This window comes from Luteibacter anthropi (genome assembly GCF_023699965.1).
GTDB classification, from domain to species: domain Bacteria; phylum Pseudomonadota; class Gammaproteobacteria; order Xanthomonadales; family Rhodanobacteraceae; genus Luteibacter; species Luteibacter anthropi.
The window spans coordinates 3,052,419-3,066,434 of sequence record NZ_CP077072.1; the positions used below are offsets into that span (position 1 = coordinate 3,052,419).

18 protein-coding genes and 1 tRNA gene are annotated in these 14,016 nt (G+C 61.6%); 13 read left to right on the forward strand and 6 right to left on the reverse strand.

The window, feature by feature from the left end:
• The first annotated feature begins 119 nt into the window (after positions 1 to 119).
• The 3 genes from ispH to KR767_RS13280 all read left to right on the forward strand — a co-directional run bounded on the left by ispH (position 120) and on the right by KR767_RS13280 (position 1,642).
• Complete coding sequence (ispH, locus tag KR767_RS13270; RefSeq protein WP_250876618.1) at positions 120 to 1,061, forward strand: 4-hydroxy-3-methylbut-2-enyl diphosphate reductase; 942 nt, start codon at positions 120 to 122, stop codon at positions 1,059 to 1,061.
• Between the two features lie 42 nt (positions 1,062 to 1,103).
• Positions 1,104 to 1,179, forward strand: a tRNA-Thr gene (locus KR767_RS13275).
• A gap of 184 nt (positions 1,180 to 1,363) precedes the next feature.
• A complete protein-coding gene (locus tag KR767_RS13280; RefSeq protein WP_250876619.1) occupies positions 1,364 to 1,642 on the forward strand; it encodes a hypothetical protein in 279 nt (92 codons plus the stop codon).
• 18 nt (positions 1,643 to 1,660) lie between these two features.
• On the opposite strand, the gene KR767_RS13285 is transcribed toward KR767_RS13280, so the two are convergent.
• Together KR767_RS13285 and KR767_RS13290 are read right to left on the reverse strand one after the other, a co-directional pair.
• Positions 1,661 to 2,038, reverse strand: coding sequence for a DUF1090 domain-containing protein (locus KR767_RS13285; protein WP_250876620.1), 378 nt, complete (start codon positions 2,036 to 2,038; stop codon positions 1,661 to 1,663).
• A gap of 66 nt (positions 2,039 to 2,104) precedes the next feature.
• Entirely contained in the window at positions 2,105 to 2,818 is a 714-nt protein-coding gene (locus KR767_RS13290) for a hypothetical protein (RefSeq protein WP_250876621.1), read from the reverse strand.
• 218 nt (positions 2,819 to 3,036) lie between these two features.
• On the opposite strand from KR767_RS13290, the gene KR767_RS13295 reads away from it, so the two are divergent.
• From KR767_RS13295 to bla, 3 genes are all read left to right on the forward strand, one after another.
• Positions 3,037 to 3,492 carry a hypothetical protein gene (locus KR767_RS13295; protein WP_250876622.1) on the forward strand — a complete coding sequence of 152 codons (456 nt, stop codon included), beginning with the start codon at positions 3,037 to 3,039 and terminating at the stop codon, positions 3,490 to 3,492.
• Positions 3,493 to 3,661: 169 nt separating this feature from the next.
• Positions 3,662 to 4,891: a DUF418 domain-containing protein gene (locus KR767_RS13300; RefSeq protein ID WP_250876623.1), complete on the forward strand. Its 1,230-nt coding sequence runs from the start codon at positions 3,662 to 3,664 to the stop codon at positions 4,889 to 4,891.
• Positions 4,892 to 4,990: 99 nt separating this feature from the next.
• Positions 4,991 to 5,968, forward strand: a complete 978-nt coding sequence (gene bla, locus KR767_RS13305) for a class A beta-lactamase (RefSeq protein WP_250876624.1) — start codon at positions 4,991 to 4,993, stop codon at positions 5,966 to 5,968.
• Positions 5,969 to 6,011: 43 nt separating this feature from the next.
• Here the strand turns inward: bla and KR767_RS13310 are convergent, their stop codons facing one another.
• Positions 6,012 to 6,635, reverse strand: a complete 624-nt coding sequence (locus tag KR767_RS13310) for an outer membrane protein (RefSeq protein ID WP_166949922.1) — start codon at positions 6,633 to 6,635, stop codon at positions 6,012 to 6,014.
• Positions 6,636 to 6,901: 266 nt separating this feature from the next.
• On the opposite strand from KR767_RS13310, the gene KR767_RS13315 reads away from it, so the two are divergent.
• The gene (locus KR767_RS13315) at positions 6,902 to 7,144 is read left to right on the forward strand and encodes a hypothetical protein (protein ID WP_166949924.1); all 243 of its coding nucleotides are present in this window, start codon (positions 6,902 to 6,904) and stop codon (positions 7,142 to 7,144) included.
• A gap of 15 nt (positions 7,145 to 7,159) precedes the next feature.
• Here KR767_RS13315 and tet read toward each other — a convergent pair whose 3' ends face one another.
• The gene (gene tet, locus KR767_RS13320) at positions 7,160 to 8,347 is read right to left on the reverse strand and encodes a Tet(A)/Tet(B)/Tet(C) family tetracycline efflux MFS transporter (RefSeq protein ID WP_166949926.1); all 1,188 of its coding nucleotides are present in this window, start codon (positions 8,345 to 8,347) and stop codon (positions 7,160 to 7,162) included.
• Positions 8,348 to 8,409: 62 nt separating this feature from the next.
• Here tet and KR767_RS13325 point away from each other — a divergent pair, with 62 nt between their 5' ends.
• Entirely contained in the window at positions 8,410 to 9,066 is a 657-nt protein-coding gene (locus KR767_RS13325) for a TetR/AcrR family transcriptional regulator C-terminal domain-containing protein (protein ID WP_250876625.1), read from the forward strand.
• Between the two features lies 1 nt (position 9,067).
• On the opposite strand, the gene KR767_RS13330 is transcribed toward KR767_RS13325, so the two are convergent.
• The gene (locus tag KR767_RS13330; RefSeq protein WP_166949929.1) at positions 9,068 to 9,502 is read right to left on the reverse strand and encodes a hypothetical protein; all 435 of its coding nucleotides are present in this window, start codon (positions 9,500 to 9,502) and stop codon (positions 9,068 to 9,070) included.
• A 163-nt stretch (positions 9,503 to 9,665) separates the two neighbouring features.
• On the opposite strand from KR767_RS13330, the gene KR767_RS13335 reads away from it, so the two are divergent.
• Positions 9,666 to 10,226 carry a GNAT family N-acetyltransferase gene (locus KR767_RS13335; protein ID WP_166949930.1) on the forward strand — a complete coding sequence of 187 codons (561 nt, stop codon included), beginning with the start codon at positions 9,666 to 9,668 and terminating at the stop codon, positions 10,224 to 10,226.
• Between the two features lie 153 nt (positions 10,227 to 10,379).
• Positions 10,380 to 10,619, forward strand: a complete 240-nt coding sequence (locus tag KR767_RS13340; RefSeq protein WP_166949932.1) for a hypothetical protein — start codon at positions 10,380 to 10,382, stop codon at positions 10,617 to 10,619.
• Here the strand turns inward: KR767_RS13340 and KR767_RS13345 are convergent.
• On the reverse strand, positions 10,575 to 10,835 hold the full coding sequence (locus tag KR767_RS13345) for a hypothetical protein (protein ID WP_166949933.1): 261 nt from the start codon (positions 10,833 to 10,835) through the stop codon (positions 10,575 to 10,577). The two genes, KR767_RS13340 and KR767_RS13345, sit on opposite strands and share 45 nt — an antisense overlap.
• 640 nt (positions 10,836 to 11,475) lie before the next feature.
• Here KR767_RS13345 and pilV point away from each other — a divergent pair.
• The 3 genes from pilV (at position 11,476) to KR767_RS13360 (ending at position 14,014) form a co-directional block, all read left to right on the forward strand.
• Positions 11,476 to 12,027 (forward strand): type IV pilus modification protein PilV, encoded by a 552-nt coding sequence (pilV, locus tag KR767_RS13350; protein WP_250876626.1) that lies wholly within the window; start codon positions 11,476 to 11,478, stop codon positions 12,025 to 12,027.
• Entirely contained in the window at positions 12,024 to 13,391 is a 1,368-nt protein-coding gene (locus KR767_RS13355; RefSeq protein ID WP_250876627.1) for a PilW family protein, read from the forward strand. Before pilV ends, KR767_RS13355 begins: the two co-directional genes overlap by 4 nt.
• Before the next feature lie 68 nt (positions 13,392 to 13,459).
• Positions 13,460 to 14,014 (forward strand): pilus assembly PilX family protein, encoded by a 555-nt coding sequence (locus tag KR767_RS13360; protein ID WP_250876628.1) that lies wholly within the window; start codon positions 13,460 to 13,462, stop codon positions 14,012 to 14,014.
• Positions 14,015 to 14,016 lie beyond the last annotated feature (2 nt).

Sequence of the window (14,016 nt, forward strand, 5' to 3'; positions counted from 1 at the left end):
AAGCCAGCATCGCATCGGCGATTTTCCCGGCAGGAACCCTCGCCCGGCACCTGCTGAGCCAGCCATGCGATAATGCGCAGGCAATCCACCAGCGGCCCTGGCCGCCACGAGGCACCCCTTTGGATATCCTCCTCGCCAATCCCCGCGGCTTCTGCGCCGGCGTCGACCGCGCCATCGCCATCGTCGAGCGCGCGCTCGAATCCTACGGCGCGCCGATCTACGTTCGTCACGAAGTCGTCCATAACCGCTACGTCGTCGAGCGCCTGCGCGCCGACGGTGCGATCTTCGTCGAGGAGCTGGACGAAGTACCGGACAACTCCACGGTGATCTTCAGCGCCCATGGCGTGCCCAAGGCCGTGCGCGAGGAAGCCGACCGCCGTGGCCTGAAGGTGTTCGACGCGACGTGCCCCCTGGTGACCAAGGTCCACATGGAGGTCGCCCGCCTGGGGCGTGCAGGCTACGACGTGATCCTGATCGGCCACGCAGGTCATCCGGAGGTCGAAGGCACCATGGGGCAGTGGAATCCGGTCAACCCCGGCACGATCTACCTGGTCGAATCGGTCGACGATGTCCTTCGTCTGGAACCGGGCCAGCCCGACAAACTCGCCTTCGTCACCCAGACCACGCTATCGGTCGACGACACCATTGCCATCATCAAGGCCCTGCGCGAAAAGTTCACCGCCATCGAAGGCCCGCGCAAGGACGACATCTGCTACGCCACGCAAAACCGCCAGGACGCCGTGCGCCGTCTCGCCGACGCGGTAGATCTCGTGCTGGTCGTGGGCTCGGTCAACAGCTCCAACTCCAACCGCCTGCGTGAGCTCGCCGAAAAGCAGGGCGTCACCTCCTACCTGATCGATGGCGCCGAGCATATCGAAAAGGCCTGGATCGACGGCAAGACCCGCATCGGCGTCACCGCCGGCGCCTCGGCCCCCGAGAAGCTCGTGCGCGAGGTCATCGCCCGCCTCCAGTCGTGGGGCGCCGGCAGCGTGCGCGAACTGGACGGCGAAGCCGAGAACATCACCTTCGCCCTGCCGAAGGAACTGCGACTGGCAAGCTAAGGCTTGCGTCCCGGCTTCGGGTTACCTACAATTCTGCCTCTCGCCGGAATAGCTCAGTTGGTAGAGCGCGTCATTCGTAATGATGAGGTCGTAGGTTCGATTCCTATTTCCGGCACCAAAGACCAGTCCAGGGGCGTCCATACGAGTCCATGAGACGCAACTAAACCAGCGGAAACGCTGGTTTTTTTGTGCCCAGGCGTCCTGTGATGTCCAAGGGCATCCAGCCAGGCATGTGAGTAAGCGTGTGAGTAAAGTTCGCTCATCACCGCTACTCAAAGGGCGTTACTCACGAGGAGATACGCATGAACGGATCGAAACTTGGTGCAGTATTCGCCGTACTCGCGTGCGTAGTCGCGGGCTGCGCAAGTCAGCCCAAGGGGCATGTTGTTTCCACGGGGCCTGGCATCGTGGTTCAGGAGACGAAGCCGGCCGGTTATCCGACCACCCGCATCGAGAAAGATGGTCTGGGGAACTGCACGCGAATCGAAGAGGATTTCACCCCGGGGCTGACGGTCCAGGGAAACAAGACGTGGAACAAAGTCTCGAAGATCACAAGCCTCGGTATCAATTGTCCAGCGTGATCGAACTGCGCAGGCTATTTACTTCGCATCCATGATTGCCTGTTCGAGTTCTGCATGCGCATTATCGACTTTGCGCTGTCGCTCGGCGATCTTCGCAGGGCTCTTGCCCTGATCCCGGGCTTCTTTAAGATCAAGCTGCTTTTTGGCCAGTTTGTCCTGCGCCTTGGATATCTTTTTAGCCGCATCACTACGAAGTGACTCGTCGGTGCAATGAGCCTCCACCTCTGCCAGCGCTCTTTGCAGCCCTTGCGCGCGCGCCGGATTCGCATGCGCCCGGGCATACGTGATTTCGCCCTCGATCACTTGCCGCTTGGCATCGCACCCACCCGACTGGGCGGTGGCCGCAGATGAGGCCACGATAAGGGCGAACATCATCCAGGGAATAACGATTTTCACGGAAGACTCCTTCACGCAGGCCGTAGGGGCGCCAGCATCGCACGCCCCCGATTTCGCCGCCCGGATTCAGCGGCAGCGGCTGGACAGGTAGGTGGCAACCTCAGCCTCCGCTGCCGATGTCTGCTCCGGTGTCAGTTGACTCGCAAGACTGTCGCGTTCCGGTTTCGCAATCAGTGCCGGCTTGAGGGTAGCGAGCTCGGTCTGGAAAGCGTATGCCTTGGCGGCGTCTTTCTCATAAAGCGAGCCGCCCTTCAGGCGTTGGTCGTAAAGCGTGCGAAGTGCATCGACATTGCATGATTGAGCCAGGGTCTCCAGATAGTTCCTGGATTTGCCAACCACCTCATACTTGATTGAGGTGCTTGCCCTTGTGCCAAGAAGACGTTTCTCCTCATCCATTGCGGAGGTCGCGTAGACGTACGTGGCTTCGGGTAATCCGCCTTCGGCGGCAGTAGTGAGCCAGGAGAACGCCGAGTCGAGGTCTGCCTGGGTCACTCCCTTGCAGTAGGCATCTGCCTCCCCGCCCGGAGATTGCTCCCTGAGGTCGCGGCATTTGCGGAGTCCTTCATAGAGCGAAGCTGCTTTGGCCGATGCGTCGGCCGTGCCCGTGGAGGCCTGTTTCTTCAGCAGGGGGATCTGCTGGTGAAACAGTGTGTCCGGAGCGGGGATGCCATTGAACGAAAAGGCTTTCGGGTACGCATCGCTACGGTTCGATGCGTCGGGAAGGGCCTGGGCGGCCCACGGAATCATGGCGCCGACAATGGCCAGAAAAATGAACTTCATACGTCTTCTCCCTGACTGCATGGTGTGAAGGATCTGCGGTTCGTTTCGAATATTACAGCTGGTCTGGACGCAGTCTGTAGGTGATCCCCTACAAGTAGCGCATGGCATAGGGGGGCGATGGGAAGGCTAAGCATTGTCTGAATGACGTCACGGATGGGGTAATACGCTCCCGGATTCGCGAGGTAAGCTCATTCACAGGATAGCCAGGGATTTCGGTCATGCGACGTTGGATCATGGTATTTGCGCTCCTCGCAGCTTGCGTGGCACACGCGGAGCATTCGCCCCAGCAGCAGGAGGAGGCGAGCAAGATCGTCGACCGTGACCTGAAGCGCATGAAGAATACGGGACAGGAAACCCGGCGACTCAACGACATGATCCAGCGGGCCAGCCCCGATCAGAAACACGAGTACGGAAAACTCGTGAAGCAGCGGGACTTGCAGACACCCGGTACGCCGTGGGAAGCCCCTTCTGCATTGAACGCGCCTTCGCCTGTCATCGAGCCCAGCCATCCTGCCTGGCATGCTCCTGGGAATGCGGAGCTTCCCTACAGGTCGCCAGGCCGTAGCCCCGCTGTGAAGGAGAGCCTTCAGGCCACGCGGTCGGCGTGTGAGGCCAGTACGCATCCGGAGCACGACGCAACGTGCCAGGCGTTGTCGACGAGCAGCGGCTACTGATGGGGATGCAAATGATGAAAATCGTCACTTCATGGACGCCCGTAACCTGTCATGTCGTTGGGCATCGACGATTCATGGCAGCAGGGCTGCTGCGTTAGTCCATCTGGCACATGTCGATACGGTGCAGGGGGAAAACCATGGGCGCTTCCCTGTACCGAGTACGAATCGCATGACATCTTCTGCCCCCGGCGCCTCGCATGCCGGGCCCAAGAAAGCGCGTATCCCAGGCCTCGATCTCATCCGCGGGGTGGCTATCCTTGGCATCCTTGCGGTGAATGCCGATGGCTTTGCCGTGCCCATTTCTGCATCGCTCAAGCCGGAATACTGGCCGTTTCCCAACCAAGGATGGACAGCGTTTTCCTATTGGGTCATGGACGCGTTCTTCCATGAGAAGTTCGTGACCCTGTTCTCCATGCTGTTCGGTGTGTCGTTGTTTCTGGTCGGCGGTGAGCGTAGCGACACCACGCGCGGTCGCATACTCGCACGGCGGCTTGCTGCATTGTTGTTTTTCGCCATGTTGCACGGCTTCGGTATCTGGTGGGGCGACATACTTTCCCTGTATGCCGTCACGGGTTTCATCATGTTCTTCGGCCGGTCGTGGAAGCCACGTACCCTGATGGCGGCCGGTGTGTGTCTGTTCCTGCTTCTTTCGCTCAGGTCGCTGCCGCATGCCGGGGTGGCGCCTACCACCGTTGCGCCAACGGTTCAGGTGGCCACGATGCCTGCGCCTTCCGATAATGCCGTCATCGAGCGCAAGGCGCACATCGCTTCGCAGATCGAATCGGCCAGGTCGTCCTGGGCCGGTGCCTATCGCAGCAATACGCAGTCCTACCTCAAGGTGTTGCATGGTGACATCGACCTGATCCCGTCGACGCTCGCACTCATGATGATCGGCCTTGCCCTGTTCAAGTACGGGTTCTTTGCCGGAACGATCGACAACCGGCGCTACCTGGCGCTGCTGCTGATTGGAAGCATGGCGCTCGTCGTAGTGGGCTGGTTGACATGGCAGAAAGATATGCTTGGCGTTTCCATCAAAGGCAGCGAGTTCATCGAGGTGATTCTTTCGCCATGGGTGGCACTTGCCTATGCTTCCGGCCTCATCCTTCTTGTGAAGGGTGGCGCGAAGCGTCTTTTCTCGCCACTCGTGGCAGCCGGGCGCATGGCCTTCACCAACTACCTCACCCAGTCGTTGATCATGACCACCATCTTCTACGGTGGCCGTGGCGGGCTGATGGGTGAAGTTGATCGTCCGGCACTTTGGGCGATGGTGATCGGCATCTGGTGTCTTCAGCTTGTGTGGTCGCCACTATGGATGGCGCGCTTCGAGATGGGGCCGTTTGAATGGGTCTGGCGTTGCATGACGTATGGTCGTCGTGTCCCGATCCGCAAGGCCGCCTGACCGAAGGGCAGGGATGCCCTGAAATTGCCCTTATTTGGCCATCGGAGTCGCCACTTGCCGCTGCAATCTTTGCGCTCCCCCAATCCAGGATGTATTGCGATGATGATGCAAGTCTTTCGTGGCGTGGCCCTGTCCCTCGTGGCGGGTTCGGCACTGGCCGCGGTCCCCGCCGGGAATCTTCGCGCATCGCTGGAGCAGGTCGCCAACCAGGCACGCCCGGGCACCATGGGTATCCTGGTGATGGACCCGGCCAGTCACGAGACCATCAAGATCAATGATGGCCGGAGCTACCTGATGATGAGCGTCTTCAAGGCGCCGGTGGCCGCCACCGTGCTCGACCAGATCGACCACGGCAAGCTCTCGTTCGATCAGAAGGTGCACCTGACGCCCGCGGACGTCGTCGGCGGGTCGGCAGTGCCTTCGCTGGGTGTACGGCTGAAGTCGGGACCGCTCGACGTCACCATCGATGAACTGCTGCATGCGGCCGTCACGCAAAGCGACAACACGGCCGTCGATGCCCTGATACGGGTGCTGGACGGCGGCAAGACCGTTACGACATACCTGGAAAGCAAAGGTGTGCGCGGCATGCGTATCGACATGGGCGAACGCGAGCTGGGCGCCATGCTTGAAGGCCTGAAGCCGGGCGAGGCGCCTCCGGCCAATGAGTCATCTTCCGCCGGCGACCTGCGGGAAAAGAAGGGATTTGAAGCGGTGCTTGCCAGCAAGGTGAATTCGACCACGCTGGATGGGGCTGGTTCGTTTCTTGATCACCTGCAGGCGGGCCAGTTGCTGCCCCCCGCATCCACGAAACGCCTGCTTGACATGATGACAGCCCAGGTTATCCCCAATCGCATCCGCGCGGGGCTGCCACAGGGTTTTCAGCTTGCGGACAAGACAGGTACGGCATTGACGTATGCCGACCGCATTGGTGCCTGGAACGATATCGGCGTGATCACCGGGCCGGATGGGCGCAAGAAAATCGTTGCCGTATTCCTCAGTGACTCGCCCGCCGATCGCAAGCAGGCGGATGCGTGGTTCGCGGAAGTGGGGCGCCTTGTTGCGGCATCGATGAAGTGAGCACAAGGTGCCATCGCATGGCGATGGCACCTTGTAGGCTTACTTAGAAACGATATTCCATGCTGGCGGCCCAAAGGTTGGTGCCCACCGTTGTATGGTTGAATCGCGGTGCGAAGTGGTCGTAAGTGATTTGCAGGTCGAGCTTCGGCGTGAGGTGGTAACCGGCGCCCACGCCCGCGTAGTAGCGCGTGCTGTAGGTGGACCTGGTGAAGTGGTCCTTGTCGTAGTCGCCGTCGAAGGTGCCGTACGCGGTTACGGATGCCTTGAGGCGATAGCGGGCGACACCAGCGCGCATCAGCACGAAGAAGTTGTCCGTCATGTCCCATTTGGCATTCGCACCAAGCAGGAGAGCCTTCGTGGCCGCCTTGCTGCGATAGCTTGTGGATATCGAGTGGCTGGCTCCAGTCATATCCGCGAACTGGTAAGCGTAGCCACCGGAGAACTTCCGGTTGCCCAGATCCTGGTATCCGCCTTCAAGCCCGAGGTAGAAAGACGGCGCTACCGTCCAGCGGTATCCGCCCGTGATTCCATAGGCGAATTCGCCGTGGCCGCTATTGCGGGCCTGGCCCGCCGAGCCCTGCACGAATGCACCGCTGCTATCTGCATGTGCTGCTGACATCGACCCAATGGCAGCCAATGCTGCTGCCACCAACCATTGCTTTTTCATATGCCCTGTTCCTTTTTTTTTCTGAAAACCGCGCACGTCCTGCGTGGCGCGTCGAATCTTAGGAACGTGATTCGTAAATTCCTGTAGGGGATCGCCTACACGAAGTACTCAGAATCATCTGGTATTCATTAAGCAAACTGGAAGCTGACGCGCAGTTCCGCATCGGATGGAAAACGCTTGAAAAAGTGATCGGTTTATGGGGTAGGGGGAGTGACCCCGAGTTGCGTTGGTACGAGAACGAGCCAGCGCAAAAGGTATCCGGTCAGGTGGCAAAGCCCTTCGATGGCGACATCCAGCAACTTCGTCGCGCGCGCCTGCGCCTGATCCTCGATGAATTACGCGTCGAGGGAGCTCCCAGCCTGACGGCTCAGGCGCTTGCACTTGGCATTCATGCCTTCGATCTGGCGGAAATCGTCGAGGGTGCGGATATCGAGGACCGTATGGCACGGGATATCGAGTGGGCCATGAACCTGCGCAGCGGCTGGCTGGACGACGAATCCAGTCTCTGAATCCTGTATGGCAGGTCAGGCCGTCGCAAGCGGCCGGCGCGCTTGCCACGCCATGAGCGCCCCTACCAGCACATAGAACATCGCGCCGAATACCCAGGTTGCGCCGGGCCATGTCGTGCGTGTCAGCGCATAACTCGTGCTGACGACCAGCGGGCCGACGATACCCATCAGGCTTGCCACGCTGGCCAGCATGCCCTGAAGTTCACCCTGCCGCGCTTGGTCTACTTCCCGCGAGAGCATGGCCTGCAAGGCAGGAAGTGCCATGCCGCCCGCGGCGAAGAGGGGCAGCAGCACAAAGGGGATCCACGACCGCGTGGCAAAAGAAATAAGCAGCATGCCAAGCGCATCCGCAGCGAGCCCCGTTAGCAACGCCCTGCGTTCACCAAACCGCTCGACGATGGCCCCCGTCCCGAACGCCTGCGCCAGCGCATGGCATGCACCGTATCCCGCGAGCGACAACCCGGCGACGGACAGCGACCAGCCAAGCCGGTCCTGGCCGTAGAGGATCCACAGGGTGGCGGGAATCTGCGACACCAGCGCCAGCAGAGCGAACACGGTAACCAGCTGTACCAGCATCGGACCACCGGCCAGGCGATGCAGGGTGGTAAATGGGTTCATGGCCTTCAGCGAGAGACGAGGCCGGCTTTCCGCAGGCCGGGATTCCGGCAGCAGGAAATAGGCGAACAGTGCATTGGCGCCATTGAGGATGGCGGCGGCTACGAAGGGAGCCCGCAGGTGCCAGTCGCCCAGAAGGCCGCCTAGCACGGGGCCGGCAATGAAGCCGATGCCGAACATGGCGCCCAGTTGCCCGAAGCGCTTCGCGCGAAGCCCTGGCGCCGTGATGTCGGTGAGCAATGCCGTGGCCACGGCCATGTTGGCCCCGGTGGCACCGGCGAGCAGGCGGCCTGCATAGAGCCAGCCCAGCGAGGGCGCCAGGGCCATCAGCACATAGTCCGCAGCGGCTCCCGCCATCGAAACCAACAGGACCGGACGTCGGCCGAAGCGGTCGCTCAGGGCTCCAAGGACCGGAGCACAAAGAAATTGCATGAGCGCATAGGCAGCCATCAGTCCGCCGTAATGGAAGGTGCGCAGGTCGGCAGACGTGAGCGTGCGTAGCAGGCCCGGCAGGATGGGCATGACCAGTCCCAGCCCGATGGCATCGAGCAGGATGGCCGCGAGGATGACGGGAAAGGCGAAGCGCATGTCGAGATCTCTATCAATGATAGGGAGACATGGTGCCACCATTTCCCTATCATTGATAGGGCATGGCTGAATCCACATCATCCCGCCCCTCGCAGCCCAGCCGCCGGCTTGGCAAGGACGACGTCGTCCGTGGTGCCCTGGCCTTGCTGAACGAGATAGGCATCGACGCCCTCAGTACGCGGCGGCTGGCTGAATACCTTGGCGTGCGGTCACCGACGCTGTACTGGCACTTTCCCAGCAAGGAGGCCTTGCTGGAGGCCATGGCCGAGAGCGTGATGCTGGAACGCCAGGCAGCACAGCAGCCACCGTCGGCGGGCGCGTACTGGAAAGACTGGTTCATCGAAAACGCAGTCAGTTTCCGCGCGGCGCTGCTGGCCTACCGGGATGGAGCCCGGCTGCATGCCGGGTCACGCCCGCGACCGGGCCAGTTCGATTCCATCGAGGCAAGAGTGGCTGCTCTTCGGAAGGCGGGCTTCGAGCCCGGGGAGGCGGTGCGCCTCATGATGTCGGCAGGCCGTTTCGTGGTCGGCTGGGTGCTGGAAGAGCAGGCGACCCCCATGGACGACGGTCACGAATCGCCCGTGGCCGATCACCACCCCCTGTTGCAGGAAGGGTGGGCAACGCTGGCGGCCATGGATCCGGATGCCGCCTTCGTCGACGCCGTCAGCCTGCTGGCCGACGGCGCGGAGGCGGCGATGCGCCGCCGGAAAGGCGACTGATTCAGGCGGCCAGGCGAGCCTGCGCGCCCAGGTAGCGCAGGCCGATGGACAGGGCCATGTCGTAGCCGGCCATGGCATCACCGGGCACCACGACGCTCACGAGCGACGGATGCGCGGGCGCAAGCATGGAGGCGTCCGCCTCGTCGCTGCCGTCGTGGATTTCGATGTAGGGAACGTCCAGCGATGAAAGCGCGCGGCGGAGGGGGATGACGTCCGCTTCCGGGACATCGGCAGCATCCACGTCGAGCAGCACGAGCTCGGCATGATCGATCAGCGAGCGATCGAGATATCCCGTCAGTTCGACGAAGTCGTTGCACGGGCGCCAGAGCAGATCCATGCCGGCCGCCTGCGCCCGCTCCCACAGACGCCACATGGCGCCTTCGGCAAGATGTACGGGCTGGTTGTGGCATGGACCGGTGATGACGACGATCGACATCGGGGGAACTCGCTGGAAGGGGAGTTCAGTATCCGGGGGGATTCCGTAAAAAAGCTGCCCGTACCAGGGCCGTTCGGGGTAACGGTTGCGTAAAGAGACCTGGCTCGTGGTGCAGCGTGGCAGGGAAATGCTAATTTGCCCGCTTTCGCCAAAAGAGCTGGACATGGACGCACCGCAAGACACCTTCCGCACAACCCGGCTGCATCTGGATTCCCTGGTTTCCGCGGATGCGGAAACCCTTTTCGCCTATCGTGGCGATGATGCGGTAGCCCGTTACCAGGGGTGGCGTCCGAAGGATCTTGCCGAAGCACGACGCTTCATCGATGAACAGCAATCCACCCCCTTCCGCCGGCCTGACAGCTGGGCCCAGCTCGCCATCCGCGACAGGGATACCGGTGAGCTGCTGGGTGATCTGGGCGTGCACTTTCCCGCCAGCACGGATGACGCCATCGAGTTCGGTGTATCCCTGCGGCCGGACCGCCAGGGAAAGGGTTACGCCAGGGAGGCAATGAGCGCGATGCTCGACGCATCCTTCAGCGACTGGGGTTACCGTCGCGCCGTGGGCTCCGTCGATCCACGCAATGTGGCCAGCATCGCATTGCTGAAGTCGCTCGGTTTCCGTCAGGAGGCCCACCACGTCGAAAGTTATTTCTTTCGCGGGGAATGGGTGGACGACATGATCTTTGCGATGCTGGCACGGGAATGGCGCTCATCTTCCCGATGAAAGGGTAACCATGCGCCAAAACGGCAAGTTATGCCGATATGAACGCCGATCGCCGGAAATGCATACGCCCCCTTCATCGTGGCGATGAGACACACGGGGCGCAGACGATCACGGTCATCGGCAAACGATGGCCCCCGACCGCGGGACGACATCATGGAAACGCCAGTGCACTACAGGGGATACGACATCCTCTGCAGCGAAAGCGGTTACACGCTTTTACTTCAGGACGTGGAAGTGGAGTCGGTGGCAGTGCGTGACGCCAGCGGCAAGGTCAGGAACTGCACCGAGCTTGCCGACATCCTTGCGCTGGCCCGTCGTGCCGTGGACAACCGCCTGAAAACCTGTGGCTCAGGCGGATGCCAGCCGGGCGAGGGCGGATGGGCTCGGCGGTGAGAGGTGGCCAAGCGGGGCGGCGGGAATGAAGCGCCAGTCGCCCAGTCGGCGGGGAAGGCGATGGGCAGGGCCGGCTTCCCGCAGGCCGTGGACGGCATCTTCGGGGGTATCGTAACGGCCTACTTCGCGGTCGCCGAGCAGGGCGCGCCAGCGACGACCGTGTCGCACGATACGGAACAGGACTTCAGCGGCGGTGTAGACATATTGCGCGAGCACGGAACGACACTCCTTCGACAGCACGGCTATTGTCGCTGGTCGTTCGTGACCGCTTCGTTATCCGTGGGCTACGTCGGCGTGTCGTCATCGGCCGCCCGTTTTGTCAGGCCCCCGTTGGATGCCTGGGGTTCAGCTGCCTAGCTGCGTCACAAGTAAGCTGACGGTAGGGCATTTTATGGCCCGTAGTTCGCTATCGTCGTATGGCGACGTGCTGCGTACTTCCTGGAGGAGTGCGTTGGCTTGGGCGATACCGTTCAGGTAGGCAGTTGAACGGGTGGCCCCGGGGGATAGCCGCTCCAGGCCTGCGTTCATCCGATCGATAGCCGACGGTGGCTGGCCACAGAGCAGGCTGCCGAGCGCGGAGGCCATGCCTACCTCGGACATGTCGATATTATCCGCGGTCACAGAGGCTCGCTGAGCCCACGTCATGGATGACATGGCCAGGAGTACGGTGAAGCTGACGGTCGAGCATATGGGAACTCTCACGAAGGCGCCTTGAGGGATGGCAGACGACATGGTGCCGCATCCCCGGAAGGCTGCCTAGTTCCGCCTGTCGGATGAGTACTACCGATTGTCGGTGGATCCGGGACAGAGCAAGCGGCATGGCTTACGCTCGACCGGCACAGAAGGGGAGGGGGTCGTGAGTCATTTGAATGGGCGCCGCAAGGCGCGCGGTGTGTCGCTTATCGAAGTAATGATGGCGGTGCTCATCTTTACGGTGGGCCTGGTGGGGCTGGCCGGTCTTCTGGTTGCGGCGACGAGGTCGAACCAGTCCGCTTTTGTCCGAAGCCAGCTGACGTTTCTTGCGGGAAGCATGGCCGACCGCATGCGCGCCAATCCGATCGGCCTTTGGACGGGTGCCTACAACTCCAAAGCCTACCCGGTGACGGGAAAGCTCCCGAAATGCGATGCCACCGCGGCCTGCTCCCCAGCCAGCGTCGCTACGCGGGATCAGATCCTCTGGAGCAGCCAGCTTTCATCGTTTGTGCCGGGGCTGGGGACGAGTTCGATCCAGTGTGACACGAGCTCGGCAGGGTACGACGCGTCCGGAGCGGTCAATCTGCGGCCGCCCTATGGTGGGCGATGCACCATGATCATCACCTGGGCGGAACGGGGCATCGCCACGGGCGGTGGTGACGACAATACCGCCAGCACATCCCTTCAATCCTTTACCTGGGTCTTCGAGCCATGAGGCATGTCGCCCTTTCATGTCGCACAGCTGGACTCAGCCTTATCGAACTGCTGGTGGCGCTTGCCCTTGGCCTGCTGGTTTCTGCAGGCATCATCACGATTTTCCTGTCGACATCGGCGAGCAACCGCGTGCAGACGCAGATGGCGCGCATGCAGGAAGATGGCCGTTTCGCCATCGGGCAGTTGATGGATGATCTGAGTTCCGCCAACGGGTTTTACTGCAACAACACGGGGGGTGTCGCCACGCCGACATCATCCGGTGTCTTTCTCGATGGCCTGCGTAGTCCGACGATTTACGCGAAGAGCTTCCTGGCGTCGCTATCCGACAATACGGCCAGTTGGGGTGCCACGTCCGGCACCATCACTTACCCTAAGGCGCCGACCGCCAAGTACGATATGCCGTCTTTTCTGTATATGCGCGGCTATAACTGTACGGGGAGTGCGGACTGCGCCCCGGTCGCGCCGAGCTTTCTCGGCGGCACGGCGGCGACGGCGGGAACCGCATTGGGAAATCGCGTGATCGGCACGGATGTGCTTACGGTGCGTTTCCTGGATGGCTCCAGGGGATGGCGCCTGGGAGGCACGAGCACCATCGTGCCAAATACGGCGGATGGTTCGATTGCCTCGATCAAGCTCGTTCCCGCAACGGGCGAACCTGCCGTTACGGCATTCGGCAGCAACATGGCTCTGCTAGCTGACTGCTCGACGGCCCAGGTATTCGCCGTCACAGGGAAGGGAACCTCCGCTCTCGTTCCTGATGATGCCAATAATTTCGGCAAGCCGATTGCGTTACAGCCTCAGTCGGCTCCGCGGCTCTTCGACTTCGTCAACGACATGCGGAATGTCACCTATTACGTGCAGGTGGTCAGCGATGACGGTACGGAGACCGGACAAAAGACGGGCGCCCTCATGCGCCGGGTCAATGGCACCACAGTGCCCGTTCCCGATCAGGAACTCATCCGGGGTGTGGAGCGGCTGACGTTTCGCTACGGCATAGAGGATTCGTCGGGTGGTGTGCGATATCTCACGGCGGACCAGGTGGACAGTCGCATCAGCAACGCGATTGCCTGCCCGCCGACCACGAAAGGACAGACCGTGACGGACCCCGGCTGCCTGTGGCGGGCAGTCAAGAGTATCGAAGTATCATTGTTGATGGCAGGCACCAACACGCTCCCCATGCTGTCGTCGCCGGAGTTGTCGTTCGTTTATACCCCCGATTCGTCCGACGGCACGAATGCGCCGGTGACGCCCTCGGTAACCGACACCGGCAAGCTTGCCATTCAGCCATCCGCACAGGGATTCAGCGACCAGCGCTTGCGTCGCCAGTTCAGTGCGCTGGTGATGCTGCGCAACTACAACCCTTGAGCGACAGGCCCATGACATACCCTTTCCGAGTTATAGCCCGGTCTTCAGCACAGCGAGGCGCCGTGCTCATGGTGGCGCTCATCTTCCTGCTGCTCATTACGATTCTTGCGGTGGCGGCATCGGGAAACTCGCTCCTGCAACTTAGGCTTGCGGGTGGCCTGCGTAGTTCGCAGCTTGCCGACTTCGGTGCAGAGTCTGCCTTGCGAGGTGCCGAATGGCGCTTGTGGACCGCTACGGGTACCAGCAACCTCATCGCATGCACGACCAGCGGCCCGCTTTGCTACAGCTACGATGCGTCGCAGCCCAATGCAACCGTGGAGACCTTCCGCAACTCCAAGGGATGGGTGTCCGCCGGAAGCACCACCTATGCCGCAGGTACGCTGACGGCGAGTAGCGCGGATAAGACATTCCAGCTGAGCAAGGACCCTGTTTACATCATTGAAGACCTTGGCCTGGAATTGCCACCAGGCATCGGCACCCAGCATGAATCGGGCCAGAGTTCGTCGGGCGCCGGAAACACAGGCACGGATTCGCATGTGTATCGCGTGACGGCACGCTCTACCGGCCCCAACCCCAATACCGTTCGCGTCATCGAAACGACGTTCGCGGCCAAAGTGAACTGACG

Coding starts and splice junctions, on each gene's coding strand:
- KR767_RS13340 (WP_166949932.1), top strand. CDS start 10,380: ATGGAAACGCCAGTGCACTACAGGGGATACGACATCCTCTGCAGCGAA.
- KR767_RS13300 (WP_250876623.1), top strand. CDS start 3,662: ATGACATCTTCTGCCCCCGGCGCCTCGCATGCCGGGCCCAAGAAAGCG.
- KR767_RS13360 (WP_250876628.1), top strand. CDS start 13,460: ATGGTGGCGCTCATCTTCCTGCTGCTCATTACGATTCTTGCGGTGGCG.
- KR767_RS13295 (WP_250876622.1), top strand. CDS start 3,037: ATGCGACGTTGGATCATGGTATTTGCGCTCCTCGCAGCTTGCGTGGCA.
- KR767_RS13355 (WP_250876627.1), top strand. CDS start 12,024: ATGAGGCATGTCGCCCTTTCATGTCGCACAGCTGGACTCAGCCTTATC.
- KR767_RS13290 (WP_250876621.1), bottom strand. CDS start 2,818: ATGAAGTTCATTTTTCTGGCCATTGTCGGCGCCATGATTCCGTGGGCC.
- KR767_RS13325 (WP_250876625.1), top strand. CDS start 8,410: ATGGCTGAATCCACATCATCCCGCCCCTCGCAGCCCAGCCGCCGGCTT.
- bla (WP_250876624.1), top strand. CDS start 4,991: ATGATGATGCAAGTCTTTCGTGGCGTGGCCCTGTCCCTCGTGGCGGGT.
- KR767_RS13280 (WP_250876619.1), top strand. CDS start 1,364: ATGAACGGATCGAAACTTGGTGCAGTATTCGCCGTACTCGCGTGCGTA.
- tet (WP_166949926.1), bottom strand. CDS start 8,347: ATGCGCTTCGCCTTTCCCGTCATCCTCGCGGCCATCCTGCTCGATGCC.
- KR767_RS13330 (WP_166949929.1), bottom strand. CDS start 9,502: ATGTCGATCGTCGTCATCACCGGTCCATGCCACAACCAGCCCGTACAT.
- KR767_RS13335 (WP_166949930.1), top strand. CDS start 9,666: ATGGACGCACCGCAAGACACCTTCCGCACAACCCGGCTGCATCTGGAT.
- KR767_RS13310 (WP_166949922.1), bottom strand. CDS start 6,635: ATGAAAAAGCAATGGTTGGTGGCAGCAGCATTGGCTGCCATTGGGTCG.